Genomic DNA, 17255 nt, shown 5'->3' on the forward strand with positions numbered 1-17255 from the left:
TCGAGCGGCGGCGAAACTAGCCGGCGACGGCCTCGGTCACGCTGCTGTAGACCTGGAACGCCATGGTCATGCCGGTGATCTCCAGCGGCCGCAGCACCCGGCGGCTGCTGGCCACCAGGCGCAGCGTCACGTGGCTGGCGGCGGCGTGGGCCCGGGCCTCGGCCAGCATCTGGAGCCCCGACGAGCCGAAGAACGTCACGTCGGAGAGGTCGACCACCACCGCGTCGGGGTGGCCGTCCACGGCGCGGGTGAGCACCCGCTCCACGGCGTCCCGGCTGGTCATGTCGATCTCGCCGCTCACGTGCACGACGGACACGGGGCCAATGGTGTCGACCGCGGCGAGGGCGGGCGGGACCGCGTCGGCGGGCGTCGGGAAGATTCCGTCACTGCCCATGAACTTGACCATAGCCAGGGTTTCGACGGCGGCAACCGCTGGCCGGAGCGTGAACTCGACACGGGTGCCGGTCTCGGATCCGTGCACTTCGGACAGCACCGACGCGGCCTTGATCATGGCCAGTCCGCGGCCGCGGGTGCCGTTGTCCGCGGGCACCGGCCGCCAGTGGCCGCCGTCGGTCACCACGCCGCTGACACCACCGCCCGAAGTGCACCGCAGTTCGTACGTGAAGTCGCCGGCCGGCCGGTCGCGGTAGGCGTGCTCGACGGAGTTCGCCGTTGCCTCACCGATGACGAGCAGCAGGTCGTCGATCAGCGGCCGCGGCAGCCCGGCGGCCTTGGCCCATGCCGTGACGTCCTGACGGGCCACGGCCAGCTGGTCGGCACGGGCCGGCAGGGTCCGGTGCAGCGGCGCCGGCACCAGCCGTGCGACGACCAGGGCGACGTCGTCGCTGGGGCCTTCATCGGTCAGCAGGTGGTCGACCAGCCACACCGCCAGCTCCTCCGGCGGCAGGTCGGCGGCGGTCGCGGCCAGCCGCTCCAGGTCCTCGTCCAGATCGGCGTCCCGGCGCTCGACCAGGCCGTCCGTGTACAGCACGATACTGGCCCGCGGCGACAGCGAGCACTGTTCCTCGGTGAACTCCATACCGGCCCCGAGACCGAGCACCGGACCGTGAGCACCGCTCAGAAACTCGCCGTGGCCATCCATGATGATCAACGGTGGCAGGTGGCCGGCGCGGGCCCAGCGCAGCTCGGCGGCGGCGGTGTCGACGACGGCACAGACCACTGTGGACGCCAGCGCGTCGGGAATGCGCGCGGCGAACTCGTCCAGGCGGGCCAGCGCGCTGGCCGGCGGGTGCCCCTCCAGCAGGTACGCCGCGAGGGTGCTGCGCAGCTGGCCCATCGCGGCGGCGGCGCGCGGGCCCTGGCCGACGACGTCGCCGACGATCAGCGCCACCCGGTCCTCGTCCAGCGGCAGCACGTCGTACCAGTCGCCGCCGGCCTGACTGAACGCCGCGCCGGCCAGGTACCGGGCGGCCAGCGCGAGGCGGTCCAGCCGCGGCAGCCGGGCCGGCAACAGGCTGCGCTGCAACGTCTCGGCGATCTCGTGCTCGGCCTGGTACAGCCGGGCCCGGTCCAGCGCCTGCCCGCACTGCTCGGCCAGGGCCAGCGCGGCCCGTTTGTCGCCGGCGTCGAGCGGGAACTCGCGGCGGCTGCCCAGCGCCAACACGCCGATGCAGGTTCCGTTGGCGGTCAACGGGATCACCGCGCCGGAGCGGAAGCCGATGGACCGCGCCCGGTCCACGAAGTCCGGGTACTCGCCACGCCAGTCGTCGACCTGGTCCAGCCACAGCGGGGCCAGCGAGGTGACGGCGTCGGCGACGGGGGAGTGCTCGCGCAGGTCCAGCCGATCAAGACCGTACTGCTGGCCGGGCACGACCAGCGGCTCCAGCCGGTGCGCGTCGCGCTGCTCGAACAGGACGAACTCGTGGTCGAGGAACAGGGTCCGGCCGTGCGTGGCCACGGTTTCGGCCACCAGCTGCGGGGACGTGGCGGCCGAGAAGTCGGCGGTGGCCTGCTGCACCAGGGCCAGCCGGCGCGCGGCGGCCTGTTCCTCGGCCAGCAGCAGGGCGTTGTCCAGCGCGATGCCGGCCCGGTCGGCGATCTGCTCGGCCAGCGCCAGATCCCGGTCGTCGTAGGGGGATTCCTGCGCCGTGCGGCACATGGTCAGCACCGCCAGTGTCTCGCCGCGGGCCCGCAGCGGCAACGCCATCTCGTTGTCACCGACCACGGTCGGCTCGTCGACCGTCGCCGGGTCGACGGGCGCGCCGGCCTGCGCCATGGTCACCAATCGCCCGGAGCCGGTGGTACGGGCGACCGTGCAGCCGTCGGCCAGCTGGCTGTCGATCAGCACGCCGATCAGGCGATCCAGGCGCTGCCGCACGCCGCTCGCCGTGTCGAGGGCCGTGCCGACCTGGGCCAGCAGCCGCTGCCGCTCGCCCTCCCGGTAGCGCTCGTTCACGTCCACACAGCTGGCCACGTGCCCGCCGAACTCCACGCCGCCGCCGATCGGCACGGCGTGCTCCAGCATCCAGTGGTACGCCCCGTCGGCGCGGCGCAGCCGGTACTCGATGTCGAACGGCGCTCCGTCCCGGTTGGCCTGCTCGAACGTCTCCAGGTAGCGGTCGCGGTCGTCGGGATGCAGTGCGTCCTGCCACTGCTCACCCAAGCCCTGGTCCCCGGTGAACTCCGACCAGCCGCGGTTGGCCAGCACCCGCAGCCCGGTCCGGTCGGACGCCCAGATCAGCGCCGGGGCGACGTCGGCCATGGTGCGGAACCGCTCCTCGCCCTGCCGGCGGACCCGGCCCAGCCGCACATGCGTGTTCACGCGGGCCAGCAGTTCGCCGGCGGCGAACGGCTTCACCAGGTAGTCGTCGGCGCCGGCCCGCAGCCCCTCGGCCGCCGCCTCCTGGCCGGCGCGGGCCGACAGCAGCAGCACCGGGATACGGGCCAGGCGCGGGTCGGCCCGCAGCACCCGGACCAGGCTGATGCCGTCCAGCCGAGGCATCATCACGTCGCTGATCAGCAGATCCGGGGGATCGGTCCGGATCAGCTCCAGCGCGTGGTCGCCGTCGCCGACCGTGCGGACGGTGTGCCGCTCGCCCAGCAGTCGGCCCAGGTAGTCGCGCATATCGGCGTTGTCGTCGGCCACCAGCACGTAGCCGGGGCCCTGGTCGAACGGACCGCCGGAGGGCACGTCCGGCGGCAGCCAGCGCAGCGCCTCCTCCACGTACGGCATCGAAGCGGACCTATGGTCCGGTATCGGCTCGGACGGGTCGCCCTCGCCGAACGGGATCCGCACCGTGAAGGCCGTGCCCTCGCCGTCCACGCTCTCGGCCGAGATGTCGCCGCCGTGCAGCCGCACGAGTTCCCGTACCAGCGCGAGGCCGATGCCGCTGCCTTCGGTGGACCGCGCGCGGGGCTGCTCGATGCGGTGGAAACGCTCGAACAGCCGGGACATCTCCGCTTCCGGGATGCCCACGCCGGTGTCGCGCACGGACAGCACCGCGTGCTCGCCGTCGGCCCGCAGGCTGACCGTGACGGTGCCGTCGAGGGTGAACTTGAAGGCGTTGCTCAACAGGTTGAGCACGACCTTCTCGTACATGTCGCGGTCCACCCGCACCGGACGGCCCAGCGGCGGGCAGTCGACGGTCAGCGCCAGGCCGGCCTTCTCCATCGCCGCCCGGAACACGCTGGCCAGCTCGGTGGTCACCAGGGCCAGGTCGACCGGCTCGTACTGGGCCTGTACCCGGCCGGCCTCGATGCGGGAGAAGTCCAGCAGCGCGTTGACCAGCTTGCCCAGCCGCATGGCGTTGCGCTCGATCATGGACAGCTGCTCGTCGACGTCCGGCGGCGCCTGCTCGCGCAGTTCCCGCAGCGGACCGGCGATCAGCGTCAGCGGCGTGCGGAACTCGTGGCTGATGTTGGAGAAGAACACCGTCTTGCTGCGGTCCAGTGCGGCCAGCTCCTCGGCCCGCCGCTGCTGCGCCTGATAGGCCATCGCCCCGTTGACCAGCCCGGCGATCTGGTCGGCGACCAGCCGCAGGAACGCCCGGTAGCCCTCGTCCAGCGCCCGGCCGCCGCTGGCCGCCAGCACCACCGTGCCCAGCGGCCGGTCACCGGCGTCGCTGCGCAGCGGCAGCACCATGGCCTCGGTCGGCGGCGTTGCCCAGCCGCCGCTGGGCAGGCCTTCCACAGCGGTCACGACCACCGGCGCGCCGTCCCGTAACACCTCGGCCAGCGGCCAGCGCTCGTCGGAGATGTCGCCGAGGTGCACCGACACGTACGGGACGTCCTGGCCGTGCCGATCGGCCCAGTCGGCGATCCGCCGGCATGCGTCCTCGACTGTCGCCGCGCCGGCCTGCGCGCCGAGATCCTGCAACGCCGCCATCCGCCGCGCGCCGACCACCCGTTCGGTCGTGTCCGACACGGCCGTGAACACGCCGACCACCGCGCCGGCATCGTCGTGCAGCGGGCTGTAGGAGTACGTCCAGTACGTCTCCTCCCAGTAGCCGTGCCGGTTCATCGGCAGCAGCAGGTCGTCCGACCAGGTCGCCTCGCCGGTGGCCAGCACGCCGTCCAGCATCGGGCCGATGATGTGCCAGATCTCCGACCACACCGACGATCCCGGCTTGTCCAGCGCCGGGTGCTTGGAGCCGAGCAGCGGCAGATAGGCGTCGTTGTAGAGGAAGCGCAGCTCGTCGCCCCACCACAGGATCATCGGGAACCGCGAGGTCAGGCAGATGCGCACCGCCGTGCGCAGGCCCTCGGACCAGCTGTCGGGGGTGCCGAGCGGAGACGTGGACCAGTCGAAGGCGCGCATCCGCGCGGCCATCTCGCTGCTGCCCGGGAAAACGTCACTCACCGACCTGGCCGGCCTCTCTGCCACGGGACATCGACACCGTTCAGCTTGCGGCAGCGGACGCGGTCCGGCAACGCAACCGGCGTCCTTTCCTCGTCACGACGCCGAGAACCCGTTCGGGTGAGCGGCGATGGTTGAAAAATCGGGGCACGGGCTATTCCCCGGTGTCTCGTTCATCAGTGCCGGGAGGAGCGTCCCCGTGTCGACCGATGCCATCGTGCTGCTCAAGGCGGACCACAAGACGGTGGAGCAGCTGTTCAAGAAGTTCGAGCAGGCCGGCGACCGGGCCTACGCGACCAAGCGCCGGCTGGTCGACTCGGTGATCAAGGAGTTGACCACGCACGCCTACATCGAGGAGACGATCTTCTACCCGGAGGCGCGGCGGGCGGTGCCGCAGACCGAGGACCACGTGCTGGAAAGCGTGGAGGAGCACCACGTGGTGATGTGGATGCTCTCCGAGCTGGGCAAGCTCGACGCCGACGCGGAGAACTTCGACGCCAAGGTGACCGTGCTGATCGAGAACGTCCGGCACCACGTGGAAGAGGAAGAGCAGGACTGGTTCCCCGAGGTGCGCAAGGCCATGGGGCGCAAGCAGTTGCAGGAACTCGGCGCGCGGATGGCCGCGGCCAAGGCGGACGCGCCGAGCGATCCGCTGGCCGTGCAGAGCGCCTGAGGACGGCCGTCGTGTCCACGGTTGCGCCCAGCAGGGCGGTGGCGGGCTTCGACTCCGCCACCGCCATGCTGCGCGCGGTGTCGTTGGCCTTGCGGGGCAAGCGGTTCACGGTGCTGGGCCAGAGCCGGCTGGCCGCGGCGCCGCTGCGCCTGTCCAACCTGCTGCCGGAAGCGCTGCGGACGCAGTTGTACCGCATCTCCGGGGCGGCCGAGGGCGTGACGGAGTCGATGCTGGCGTCGATCGACATGCAGCAGGTGGCGGCGTGGATGGTCGGCCACTACGACGAACTGCCGCCGCAGTATCCGGGCGTGGTAATCGGATCCAGCAACGGCGCCATGACACATCTGTGCGCGGCGGCCGGGATTCCCTGGCTGCCGCAGACGATGCTGGTGCCGGTGCGGTGGTCGGACAACGACCCGGACCGGCCGGCGGCGGCCGCGGACCACGGCGCCGCCATCGCGGATCCTTTACTGGACAACAATCCTGATGTCGCGTTGCACCACATGCACGACGGCAACCAGGACCGGCTGATGATCGATCTCATGACGTACTTCCGGCTCAAGTGGCTGCGGCTGCCCCGGGCGTACACCGAGTTCCTGGCCACGCGGCTGATGCCCGGCGCGCCGATCATCCTGGTCGACTGCGAGTTGTCGTGGCCGGTGACCCGGATCGGCGAGCGGCACGTGTTCCAGACCGGCGCCTACGGCGGCCTGCGGGCCGACGAGTACCTCGGCGGCAGCCCTCGAGTGGCCGAATTCCTTGCGGAGCAAGGATCTCCGTTGCGGGCCTTCGAGTCGCCGGCGGCCGACGACCATGCGCCGGAGGCCGAGTGGGGATTCGAGCCGTCGCTCGGTGCCGAGATCGAGCAGTGGGCCGCCACTCACGGGCATCCCGTGCATCGCATCACTTTCGACGACCCGCACGACCTGTCGGCCCCCATCGCGGACATGCACCGGGAGTGGTTGCTGGCGGCCGAACGGCCGGCCGATCGGCTGCTCGTAGAGTCGTTCGTCATGCTCGACCCGGTCGGCGTGAACCAGGCCGGTATGATCCCGTTCTGGACGGCCTTCCCGGTGCAGGACGCCCTCGAGGCCGTCCGCACGTATCTGCGCGAACGCCGCTACCCCAACGTGGATGTGCTGATGTTCCCGCACGGCGTCCGCTCCGCCGGCATCGCCGAGCCCGAAGACTGGCTGCGGCTGCGCGAATACAGCGGTGTCGTGCGGTTGCCGGCCACCGACGTCGGTCGCTATCCGGCCGATTTCGCTGCCCTGGCCGGGTATTCCTCGGCGATCCCGTCGGGCGAGCGGCAGCTGCGCATCGGCGTGTGGAAGATCCTCGACCAGTTGGCGCACGCCCGTGCCGGCTGACGTCGTGGTCGTGCCGGGACTGGCCGTGTCCCGGTACCTGGAGCCGACCGTGCGGCGCATCGAGGCGACCGGCGCGGGCTGTGAAATGGTCCGGCTGCCCACCTCCGGGCCGCCGGTGGGTATTCCCGAGTACGCCGCGCTCGTCGCCGATCTGGTGCGCGACCGGGAAGTCATCCTGGTCGGCCACTCGTCCGGCACGCAGGTCGCCGCCATGGCGGCTCGGCGGGCGCCGGTGGCGCGGCTGGTGCTGGGCAGCCCGACCATCGACCCGGCATACCGGTCGGTGCCGAGGGTGGTGGCACGGTGGCTGATCGACGGCCGGCGGGAGCCGTCTTCCCTTGGCCGGGTTCAGTTCCCGGAGTGGCGCAAGGCCGGCATGCGACGGATCGCCGTGCTGCTGCGGTCGATGCTGCGCTATCCATTGGAGGATCTGCTGGCCGACGTCAGCTGTCCACTCGTGACCGTACGGGGTGGACGCGATCCACTGTGCACGTCCGAATGGGTCTCCGGCCTGGGCGGCGTGGCTGTCACGCTGCCCGGGCTGCCGCACGCCTTCCCGTACCTCGATCCGGATGCCTTCGCCAACGTTGCTCTCGGTAACCGTTGCGTATGACAATTGATCGGTGAGGGAGGGTGAGCCGGAGGAGCGGGTCGCCGCGGCGATCGCCGCGGCGGCCGGGGACGAGGTCGTCGCGCTGCGGCACGTCGGCCGGGCCTGCGCGTCGGGGCTCGGCGTCGACGGCGTCAGCCTGTCCGTGATCGGCGATCTCGGCACGGCCGAGCCGACCCAGGCCACCGACGACGTCGCCGAACGGATCGTCGAGCTGGAGATCGTGCACGGCGGCGGGCCGGCGCTGCTGGCATTGGAACAGGACGATCCCGTGCTGCTGCCGCGCCTCGTGGCCGACCGACGCTGGCCGCTGCTGGTCCCGGCGCTGGCCGAGGTCGGGGCGGCGGCGCTGTTCGCGTTCCCGCTCGCCGCCGGTGGCGTCACCGTCGGTGTCCTCGAGGTGTACCAGCGTTGGCCGCGGGCCTTGACGGAAGCCGAGGTCGCGGTCGGCGTGCTGTTCGCCGAGAGTGCGTTGGAGCTGCTGGTGTCGGGCGAGGACGACGTGCTCGCCGGGCCGGTGGCCGACCGGTGGACGTTCGTCAACCAGGCCGTGGCCGTGGTGGCGGCGCAGATCGGCGGCGCCCTGGAGGACGGGTACGCGCGACTGCGGGGCCATGCCTTCGTGACCGGGCGGCGGCTGCCCGACCTCGCCGCCCAGGTGCTGGCCGGCGAGCTCGTGTTCGGCGTTTGAACGGCTGTCGGAAACGGGCATCTCCCGGGCATGAGATCCGGTTTGACGCTCGGCGTCGAAGAGGAGTTCCTGCTGGTCGACAGGGACGGCCGGCTCGCCGCCGCGGGGCCGGAGATCTCCGAGCACGTGGACGACGACGGCGGGCAGGTCGAGCACGAGCTGCGGCGCTGCCAGGTGGAGAGCGCCACGGCCGTGTGCCACACCATCGACGAGGTCGTGACGGGGCTGCGTGACCTCCGCGACCGGCTGGCTGCCGAGGCGGCGGGGCAGGGCCTGCGGCTGCTGCCCACCGGTACCGCGCCGATGGCCGACGACCGGCCGCCGCGGTTCACACCGGACGTCCGCTACCACCGGATGGCCCGCGAGTTCGGCGCGGTCGCCCAGGCCTCGCTGACCTGCGCGTGCCACGTCCACGTCTCGATTCCTGACGCCGCAACGGGTTTGCGGATCAGCAACCACGTCCGGCCATGGTTGCCGGTGCTGCTGGCGCTGAGCGCGAATTCCCCCTTCCACAACGGGGACGACACCGCCTATGCCAGCTGGCGACACCCGCTGTGGACCCGCTGGCCGTCGGCCGGCGCGCCGCCGCATTTCGATTCCGTGGACGCGTACGAATCGCGGGTCGAGGGGCTGTTGTCGGCCGGTGCTGCCCTGGATCGGGGCATGGTCTACTGGGACATTCGGCTCTCGGCCCACCAGCCGACCGTCGAAGTGCGTATCGCCGACGTTCTGCCGACGCCTACCGAAGCGGCCTTATTGGCTGCTGTCATCCGTGGCCTCGCGGGCCAGGCGCTCGACGCCGATCCGGTGGCCCGGCCGGCCCCAGAGGTCCTGCGGGCGCGGCTCTGGCGCTCGGCCCGTGACGGCCTGGCCGGCTGCTGCGTCCATCCCCGTACCGGCGCTCTGATGCCGGCCTGGCAGGTCGTCGACGAACTCGTGGCGTCGGTGCGGTCATTCCTCGGTGACGACGCGGAGTTCGTCGAGGACTCCCTGACCCGGCTGCGGGCCACCGGCAATGGCGCGCAGCGCCAGCGGGCCGCCCTGGACCGCAACGGGCACATGGCTGACGTGCTCGACACGCTGGCCTGGCCGACCTGACGGTGGTTTCTCCTGGTGGCGGCCCGGGAATCCGAGGCCATGGACCACAGCAAGGCACCTGTGCTCGACGCGATGGTCGAGTTCCACGAGCAGCGCATCACCCCGTTCAACCCGCCCGGCCACAAGCAGGGGCGCGGCGCTGACCGGCGGGTCGTCGACGTCCTCGGGGAAGGCGTGTTCCGCAGCGACGTGCTCGGCCCCAACGGCCTGGACGACCGGTTGCTGCGGCACGGCGTGTTGCAGGAGGCCCAGGAGCTGATGGCCGACGCCGTCGGCGCGGAGCACACGTTCTTCTCCACGTGCGGCAGCTCGCTGTCGGTGAAGAGTGCCATGCTGGCGGTGGCCGGTCCGCACGAGAAGCTGGTCGTGGTGCGGCACGCCCACAAGTCGGTCATCTCCGGCCTGATCATCAGCGGCGTATCGCCCGTCTGGGTGCATCCGCATTGGGACGGGGAGCGGCACCTGTCGCATCCACCGGGCCCGGACGACGTGCGGGCGGCGTTCGAGGCCGAACCCGAGGCCAAGGGCATGCTGCTGGTGACGCCGACCGACTACGGCACGTGCGGGGACATCAAGGCGATCGCCGACGTGTGCCACGAGTTCGACAAGCCGCTGATCGTGGACGAGGCCTGGGGCGCGCACCTGCCGTTCCACCCGGACCTGCCGCCGTGGGCCATGGACGCCGACGCCGATCTGTGCGTGACGAGCGTGCACAAGATGGGCAACGCGGTCGAGCAGAGCTCTGTTTTCCACCTTCAGGGCAACCGGGTCGACCCGGCCGTACTCAAGGCGCGTGAGGATATCCTCGGCACCACAAGCGCTTCCTCGCTGGTGTACGCCACTGTGGACGGTTGGCGGCGGCAGATGGTCGAGGACGGCGAGAAGCTGCTGACCACCGCGCTGACCCTGGCCCAGCGGGTCCGCCGCGAGATCGACCTGCTGCCCGGGATGCGGGTGGACGGGGAGCGTGAGTTCGTCGGGCCCGACCTGGCGGCGTCGTTCGATCCGCTCAAGGTGGTCGTCGACCTGGCCGGGCTGGGCATCAGCGGCTACCAGGCGGCGGATTGGCTGCGGGCCCGCCAGCGCGTCACGGTCGGGCTCTCCGACCACCGGCGGATCGTCGCGATCATCACCATGGGCGATGACGACTACACGGCCAAGGTGCTGGTCGACGCGTTGCGGGCGCTGGTCAAGGCGGCCGAGAAGATGAAGCAGCCGCCGGCGGTCGACCTGCCCCGGCCGGGGGACCTGGAGCTCGAGACGGTGATGCTGCCGCGGGACGCGTTCTTCGGCGAGGCCGAGCAGGTCCCGGTGAAGAAGGCGGTCGGGCGGGTCGTGGCCGAGATGATCAGTCCGTACCCGCCGGGCTCGCCAGCGCTGGTGCCGGGCGAGGTGATCACCCGTGAGGTGCTGGACTACCTGCGCAGCGGGTTGAACGCCGGCATGCAGCTACCCGATCCGGCTGACCCGGACCTGACCTCGATCCGTGTGGTCAAGGACGCCAAGTGACGGTGTACGACCGGGTGCGGGCCGAGATCGGCCGGCACGCCGACGAGCTGTGGGGAGCTCGTGCCGGACCTGGCTGAGGGCCGGTTCGGTGTGCGCGGGCTGACCACCCGCCGCCCGTGACGACCTGGTGGCGCAGCTGACCGAGTGCGCCCACGGCGTCGCCCGGGCTACGGGCACGACGGTCGAGGTGTGGCCGGCACCGCCGTCGACCTGCTGACCGGGCCCGATCTGCTCGAACAGGCCTGGCAGGACTTCCACGCGGCCGGTTGAGGGGTGGCGTTGGCGGGTATTTCCGTGCTGTGACGAGCACGCTGGGAGTCGAGGAGGAGTTCCTCCTCATCGACCACGACGGCATCACGACGCCGCTGGCGGCCGAGGTGCTGGCGCGGTGTGTCGGGCCGCTGCCGGCCGGCATGGTTGTGCAGCGGGAGCTGCGTGACACCCAGGTCGAGGTGGCCACCGGCATCTGCACGGACATGTCCGAGCTGCGGGCGCAGCTGGCGGTCGGCCGCCAGGCGTTGGCCGTGGCCGCCGCCGACTTGGACGTACGGGTGCTGGCCAGCGGCACGCCGGTCGTGGGTTCTGCTGCCCCTCGCCCCGCGATGGCGCCTCGGTTCGCCCAGGTCGACGAGCTCTTCGCCGCCCTCGCCGTCGACTACGAGGCGTGCGGCTGCCATGTGCACGTGGGCGTGCCGGACAAGGACACCGCCGTGGCCGTGGTCAACCACGTGGCCCGCTGGTTGCCGGCTTTACTGGCCCTGTCGGTGAACTCCCCGTTCCACAATGGACACGACACCGGCTACGAGAGTTGGCGGGTCGTGCAGCAGTCCCGGTTCCCCGGCGGCGGGATTCCGCCCTGGTGCGCGGATTTCTCGCGGTGGCAGCAGGAAGTGGCCCAGCTGGTCGACTGCGGGGTGCTCGTCGACGAAAGGCAGACCTTCTGGTACGCACGGCCGTCGCCGCACCTGCCCACGGTGGAGCTCCGCATTGCCGATACTGCGGCCACTGTGGACGATGCCGTGCTGCAAGCCTCGCTGTGCCGTGCGCTCGTGGATACGGCCTTGGCTGACCTCGACCATGGCACCGAGGCCGTGCCGGTGCAGACCGCGGCTGCGGCCGTGTGGACGGCTTCGCGCTACGGTATGGACGGCCCGGCCGTCGATCCGTTGCTGGGCAAGCAGATGCCGGCGACGGTCATGGTGATGGGCCTGCTCGACCACGTGCGCCATGCTTTGGAGGAGAACGATGAGCTGGCCGAGGTACGGCGATTGCTGACCGACCGGTGCACCGCCGCCACCCGGCAGCGGCTCCTTGCCGCCGCCGGCCTCGACTCCGTCGTTCGGCAGCTTTCCCTGGGAGGAAGCCATGATCGCTAGAGGGCCACTGTCCGAGGCGGTCATCGCCACCCTGTCCCGGCCCGCCGGCACCGCCCGGCCGTCCGGTCCCGTCTGCGACGCCGACCCGTTCGGCGACGACCTCCAGTTGGCGTTGCACCTGTGCTACGAGCTGCACTACCAGGGGCTGCCCGGCGTCGACCCGGCGTGGGAATGGGACCCGGAGCTGTTGCGGTTTCGCGGTCGCATGGAGCGGGTGTTCGAGGACGCGTTGTGGGGTTCGGTGCCGGGCGGCGACGACGTGGCCGGCGAGATCGACGCGTTGCTGGTCGAGCACGTGCCCGACACCGGGTTGAGCCATTTCCTGCTGGATGAGGGGGAGTGGTGGCAGGTGCGGGAGTTGTTCGTGCATCGGTCCATCTACCACCTCAAGGAGGCCGACCCGCACGCGTGGGCCATCCCCCGGCTCACCGGCCGGGCCAAGGCCGCCCTCGTCGCCGTCGAGTTCGACGAGTTCGGCGGCGGCCGGGCCGAGCGCGTGCATGCCCGCCTGTTCGCCGATCTCCTTGACGCCGCCGGTCTTTCCTCCCGGTACCTGCACTACCTCGACGACGTGCCCGCGTGTTCGTTGGCCACCGTCAACATGATGTCCCTCTTCGGCCTCCACCGCCGTCTCCGTGGGGCCCTCGTCGGCCACTTCGCCGCCACCGAGATCAGCACCGGGCCCAGCGCCCAGCGTATGGACCAGGCCTTGGGTCGCCTGGACGCCCCCGACGCCTGCCGGCTGTTCTACACCGAGCACATCGAGGCCGACGCCGTGCACGAGCAGGTGTTGCGCCGGGACGTCGTCGGCGACCTCCTCACCCGTGAACCCGAACTCGCCGCCGACATCGTGTTCGGCATCCAGGCCACCGAGTTGTTGGAGCAGCACCTCGCCGACCACCTGCTGAAGGCCTGGCGGGACGGCTGGTCTTCGTTGCGCGGTCAGTCGTCGCGGATCTTCTTGCGGTGACTGGTGTCGCAGAACGGATAGCGCTTGCTGCGGCGGCAGGCGCAGACCGCCACGACGAAGCGGTCGGAGCGGGCGGTGGTGCCGTCGGGCAGCTGGACCTGGACGGGACCGTCGATGAGGATGGGACCGCCTGGCTCCACGGTGACGCGGCGGTGTTCACGTTCGGTCGGCACGGATCACCGCCAGGTCCAGCCGGAGCGTCGGCGGTGCGACGACCCGATCGTCAAAGGTGGTCACACCAACGGAATACCCCGACCGGACCGTCCAAACCAGATCATCACCGGGAGCGGGCCACCAACCGGGCAACCGAACGTTCGACGCGGTCGAGGTCGGTCGAAGGGTGGATGACCCGGTCCTCGTCGAAGGCCTCGACCACGCGTGGGTCCACATAGGACTTGCGGGCGATGGCGGGCGTGTTGCCGAGATGGTGGGCCACCTCCTTGTACATCTCGCGAATGGCCGTGCGCTTGCTGCCCTGGCCCTTGCGACCGGCCAGAATCACCGCGGCCAGCACGGTGGCGTTCCAGGTACGCAGGTCCTTCACGGTGAACTCGTCGCCGACCAGCTCGTGCAGCCGCTCGTTGACGTCCTGCGAGTCCAGCGGCCGCCATTCCTTGCCGTCACGGTGCATCAACAGCCGATCGCTGCCGGTACGAACCCGTTTCAACCCGGCGACGGCCTTGGCCAGCTCGGCATCGTCCAACGTCACCTCGCGTTCCTTCTGCCCCTTGGCCAGAAAGCAGAACTCCACCCGGCCACGCCGAACCGTCACGTGCTCACGGAGCAAAGTGGACACGCCGTAGGTGCCGTTGGACTCCACGTACTCGTCGTTGCCGATACGGAACACGCCCTGTTCCAACATGCGCAGGGCCACGGCCGTCACCCGCTGCCGGGCGTAGCCGCCGGCGTCCAGGTCGGTCGCCACCTGCGCCCGCAGCGCCGGCAGCTTCGGGGCCAGTTTCCGTACCCGGTCGAACTTCTGCCGGTCACGGTTCTCCCGCCACTGGGCGTGATACAGGTACTGCTTGCGGCCGGCGTCGTCGGTGCCGGTGGCCTGGATGTGGCCGTTGGGCCACGGGCAGATCCACACTTCCCGCCACGCCGGCGGAATCGCCAACGCCTGGATCCGGTCCAAGGCCTCGGTATCGGTCACCGCCGAGCCGTCGGCGTGCCGGTACTCGAAGCCACGGCCACGCCGGCGCCGGGTGATGCACTCGCCGGTCAGCCGGCTCCGTCTCAACCGCATACCGACGGAATACCCGTTCTGCTCAAACGGAACCGAGCGTGAGCCGGCTCTCCCGACGCGGGGCGACGGCGTCGGCCAGCATGGTGACGACGTCCTCGACCCGGCCGGCCCGGGCGAAGGCCGCACGCTGCCGGGTGGCGCCGTCGCCGACGCGAGCCAGCCGGCCGGTGACCTGGTGGACGAACGCGCGGTCCTCCCGGTCCAGCACGGGCCGAACCTCGGCCAGCAGCCGGTCGAGGGCGTGCGGCTCGGGCGGGGTGCCGCTGGGGGCGGCGCAGCGCCCCTGAAGCCCGTCCCGTCCGGCCAGCCACAGGTCCGCCCGGATCACCTCCTGCGCCACCTCGGGCACGGCGTCCCGCTGGAGCGCCAGGGCGACCAGGCCCCGGATCAGCACGGCGATCAGCGCCGCCTCGTCGGCGGTGATCATGACGTCGCAGACCCGGATCTCCACGGTCGGGTACGTGGGCGAGAGCCGGATGTCCCAGTACGCCATGGCCGGATCGAGCAACGCCCCGGACCGGGTCATGGAGTCCAAGGTCGCGTCGTACTCAGCCGGCGACCGCAGCAGGGGCGGCGGCCCGGCGGACGGCCAGTTGGTCATCTGCATGTGCCGCCAACTGGCATATCCGGTGTCGGCGCCGTCATTGAACGGGGAGTTGGCGCTGATCGCCAGCAGTGCCGGCAGCCACGGCCGCAGGTGGTTGAGCACGTGCAGTCCGGTCTCCCGGTCGGGCACGCCGACGTGCACGTGGCAGCCGCAGACATTGGCCGACTTCAGCAGGCTGCGGAAGTGGCCGGCGATGCGGCGGTAGCGGCGGTCCGGTGTCAGCGGCGGGGGAGAGGCCTCGGGCAGCGGTGGCGTGCCGCTGGCGATCAGCCGCAGGCCCTGGTCACGGGCCGAGGCGGCCAGCGTCTCCCGCAGCCGGCGCAGCTGGCCGAGCAGCTCGCCGGCCGAGGTGCAGACGGGCGTGGCCGACTCCACCTGGGACGCGATCATCTCGGGCTGGAGCTCGTCGTTCTCGCCGCCGGTGCCGCCGAGCACCGCGCGGCCCGCCGGCACGGCCCGGCCGGCCGCGTCGACCACGAGGAACTCCTCCTCGACCCCGAAGGTCAGGCCGGTACGGGCCACGAGCGCACCTCCCCGGCCAGCACGGCGACGGCGATCGCGTCGGCGTCGCGGCGGAACGGGCTGTCCCGGCCCGGCCGGCCGGTGCCGACCTGCGTGAACCAGCGCGTGTTCTGGGTGACGACGCCGAGCGCGTGGACGTCCGGGTCGGGCCGGCCCTTGGCGTCCAACACGTGGAACGGGGACTCGGTGATCGCCAGCCCGCCGCTGGCGAATCGCCGCCCGGTCAACGGATCCACGTTGACGTGCTCGCTGATCATGCCGTCGGCCAGCAGTTGGCGTAGCAGCGGATTGGTGTCCCGGCGCAGGTCCGCGCCGGGCGCACGGGCGTCGAGCAGCACATCGGCCAGCCGCCGGGAACCGGCGACCGAGGGCGACTCCACGGCGAATCGGCCTGGCTCTGAGGCTTCGAAGCGTGCCCCCGGCCCGACGACGTCCAGCACGCCGGCCTCGATCAGCGCCACCAGCTGCTCGACGTGCTCCACCGGCGGCCCGGCCGACAGCAGGAAGCTCATCGGGGCCCACCGCGTCAGGAAGTCCCGCTGTGAATCCGGTAGCAGGCCGTCGAAATCGACGACGTCCGGCATCAGCGGGCGCAGCGAGCGCATGACCTCCAGCGCCGCCTTGACCGGGTCGACGGTCGACCCCGCCTTGGCCCGGGCGACGTCGTCGCGCAGCACGTCGAGCAGACGCGAGCGGAACTCGTCACGGCCGGCGAACGGGCAATTGAAGGGATTGGCCAGGGCGTCGACGTCCAACGGCCCGTGGCCGTCGCGGCGGCGGTAGGCGTGCTCCAGTTCGGCCACGATCAGCGGCTCGACCTCGGCGGCGAAGTCCAGCTGCGGGCGGCCTCGACGCGCGGCGGCGTCTTCCCGCAGCTCGGCCAGGCGATCGTCGCTGAGGATGACGGGGCGCGGCGCGAGCTCGGCGGGCTCGTTGAGCTCGGCCCGGGCGCGAAACGGCAGGCCGCTGCGCGATCCGGCGACCAGCCGTGGCTCCGCACCACTCGGTTGGTAACACAGTTGACCGTCCGCGCGGACGAAACGCCCGCCCCGGCCGATCGTCAAAGCTCGGGTGACGTCGTAGAACGTGAGGCCGAGGCCACGGATCGCCACCGTGCGGCCCGGTTCGATCTCGTCCAACGGCATCGTCGCCGCCATGCCGCCACGGATGTAGTGCCCGTGCGCGGACAGCGCGCGGTCTTCGTCGTCCGGCTCAAGTCCACTGTGGCCGGTTGCGAGAATCACCTTGTCCACCAAGAGATCTGGGTGTCCATCGTCGATGGAGAGGTGCAGCCGGCCGTCCGTACGACGCAGTGCGGTCGCGGTACCGGTCAACGGGAACACCCGTACGCCAGGCGGGGTCGATGCGCACAGCCGGGCGAACGTCTCCCGCAGGTAGCGGCCGTATTCGGCGCGGCTGGGGTAGACCTGCCGCGCGGAGTCGGCGTCCAGCCCGGCCCAGTCCGCGTAGGACTGCGGCCGGCCCGGGAAGTCGAATGATTGCGCGGTCAGCTCGGCGGCGGTGGCGTTGGTCGCGTACCAGTCGGCCTGGTCGGTCCGCCAGACCTGGCCCGGGCCGTGCTCGACCGGGTCAATGGCCCAGATGACGACGTCCCGATCGGACGGACCGCGCCGCAGCCGGACCAGCAGCCGTTCCAGCACGCCCAGCCCGCGCGGCCCACAGCCCACGATCGCCACGCGGAAGCGTCTTTTCTCTCGCACGGCGCTCTGGTACCCGTCGGCGCACCGGATCAACCTTTGTTTAACG

Annotated in this window: 14 protein-coding genes; 9 read left to right on the forward strand and 5 right to left on the reverse strand. The window is 71.3% G+C overall.

Annotated features, from left to right (window positions below; genetic code table 11):
* Positions 1–16: 16 nt before the first annotated feature.
* Entirely contained in the window at positions 17–4819 is a 4803-nt protein-coding gene (locus M3Q35_RS06770; protein ID WP_273940779.1) for an anti-sigma factor antagonist, read from the reverse strand.
* A 196-nt stretch (positions 4820–5015) separates the two neighbouring features.
* On the opposite strand from M3Q35_RS06770, the gene M3Q35_RS06775 reads away from it, so the two are divergent.
* The 9 genes from M3Q35_RS06775 (at position 5016) to M3Q35_RS06815 (ending at position 13113) form a co-directional block, all read left to right on the forward strand.
* Entirely contained in the window at positions 5016–5489 is a 474-nt protein-coding gene (locus M3Q35_RS06775; RefSeq protein ID WP_273940780.1) for a hemerythrin domain-containing protein, read from the forward strand.
* 11 nt (positions 5490–5500) lie between these two features.
* A complete protein-coding gene (locus M3Q35_RS06780; protein WP_273940781.1) occupies positions 5501–6859 on the forward strand; it encodes a hypothetical protein in 1359 nt (452 codons plus the stop codon).
* On the forward strand, positions 6849–7472 hold the full coding sequence (locus M3Q35_RS06785; protein ID WP_273940782.1) for an alpha/beta fold hydrolase: 624 nt from the start codon (positions 6849–6851) through the stop codon (positions 7470–7472). The genes M3Q35_RS06780 and M3Q35_RS06785 overlap by 11 nt, the downstream gene beginning before the upstream one ends.
* Positions 7473–7482: 10 nt before the next feature.
* A complete protein-coding gene (locus tag M3Q35_RS06790) occupies positions 7483–8160 on the forward strand; it encodes a GAF domain-containing protein (RefSeq protein ID WP_273940783.1) in 678 nt (225 codons plus the stop codon).
* A gap of 42 nt (positions 8161–8202) precedes the next feature.
* Positions 8203–9258 (forward strand): carboxylate-amine ligase, encoded by a 1056-nt coding sequence (locus M3Q35_RS06795; RefSeq protein ID WP_273940784.1) that lies wholly within the window; start codon positions 8203–8205, stop codon positions 9256–9258.
* A gap of 15 nt (positions 9259–9273) precedes the next feature.
* Complete coding sequence (locus tag M3Q35_RS06800; RefSeq protein WP_446685270.1) at positions 9274–10767, forward strand: aminotransferase class I/II-fold pyridoxal phosphate-dependent enzyme; 1494 nt, start codon at positions 9274–9276, stop codon at positions 10765–10767.
* Positions 10768–10911: 144 nt separating this feature from the next.
* A complete protein-coding gene (locus M3Q35_RS06805; protein ID WP_273940785.1) occupies positions 10912–11037 on the forward strand; it encodes a hypothetical protein in 126 nt (41 codons plus the stop codon).
* Positions 11038–11066: 29 nt separating this feature from the next.
* A complete protein-coding gene (locus M3Q35_RS06810; protein ID WP_273940786.1) occupies positions 11067–12143 on the forward strand; it encodes a carboxylate-amine ligase in 1077 nt (358 codons plus the stop codon).
* Complete coding sequence (locus tag M3Q35_RS06815) at positions 12133–13113, forward strand: iron-containing redox enzyme family protein (RefSeq protein ID WP_273940787.1); 981 nt, start codon at positions 12133–12135, stop codon at positions 13111–13113. Before M3Q35_RS06810 ends, M3Q35_RS06815 begins: the two co-directional genes overlap by 11 nt.
* Here the strand turns inward: M3Q35_RS06815 and M3Q35_RS06820 are convergent.
* The 4 genes from M3Q35_RS06820 to M3Q35_RS06835 all read right to left on the reverse strand — a co-directional run bounded on the left by M3Q35_RS06820 (position 13086) and on the right by M3Q35_RS06835 (position 17209).
* Positions 13086–13286, reverse strand: coding sequence for a CDGSH iron-sulfur domain-containing protein (locus M3Q35_RS06820; RefSeq protein ID WP_273940788.1), 201 nt, complete (start codon positions 13284–13286; stop codon positions 13086–13088). The genes M3Q35_RS06815 and M3Q35_RS06820 overlap by 28 nt on opposite strands.
* Before the next feature lie 104 nt (positions 13287–13390).
* The gene (locus M3Q35_RS06825) at positions 13391–14359 is read right to left on the reverse strand and encodes a DNA topoisomerase IB (protein WP_273940789.1); all 969 of its coding nucleotides are present in this window, start codon (positions 14357–14359) and stop codon (positions 13391–13393) included.
* A 22-nt stretch (positions 14360–14381) separates the two neighbouring features.
* A complete protein-coding gene (locus tag M3Q35_RS06830; RefSeq protein WP_273940790.1) occupies positions 14382–15488 on the reverse strand; it encodes a carboxylate-amine ligase in 1107 nt (368 codons plus the stop codon).
* A complete protein-coding gene (locus tag M3Q35_RS06835; RefSeq protein ID WP_273940791.1) occupies positions 15470–17209 on the reverse strand; it encodes an FAD/NAD(P)-binding protein in 1740 nt (579 codons plus the stop codon). The genes M3Q35_RS06830 and M3Q35_RS06835 overlap by 19 nt, the downstream gene beginning before the upstream one ends.
* Between the last annotated feature and the right edge of the window lie 46 nt (positions 17210–17255).

The sequence above is a fragment of the Kutzneria chonburiensis genome, assembly GCF_028622115.1.
GTDB lineage: Bacteria > Actinomycetota > Actinomycetes > Mycobacteriales > Pseudonocardiaceae > Kutzneria > Kutzneria chonburiensis.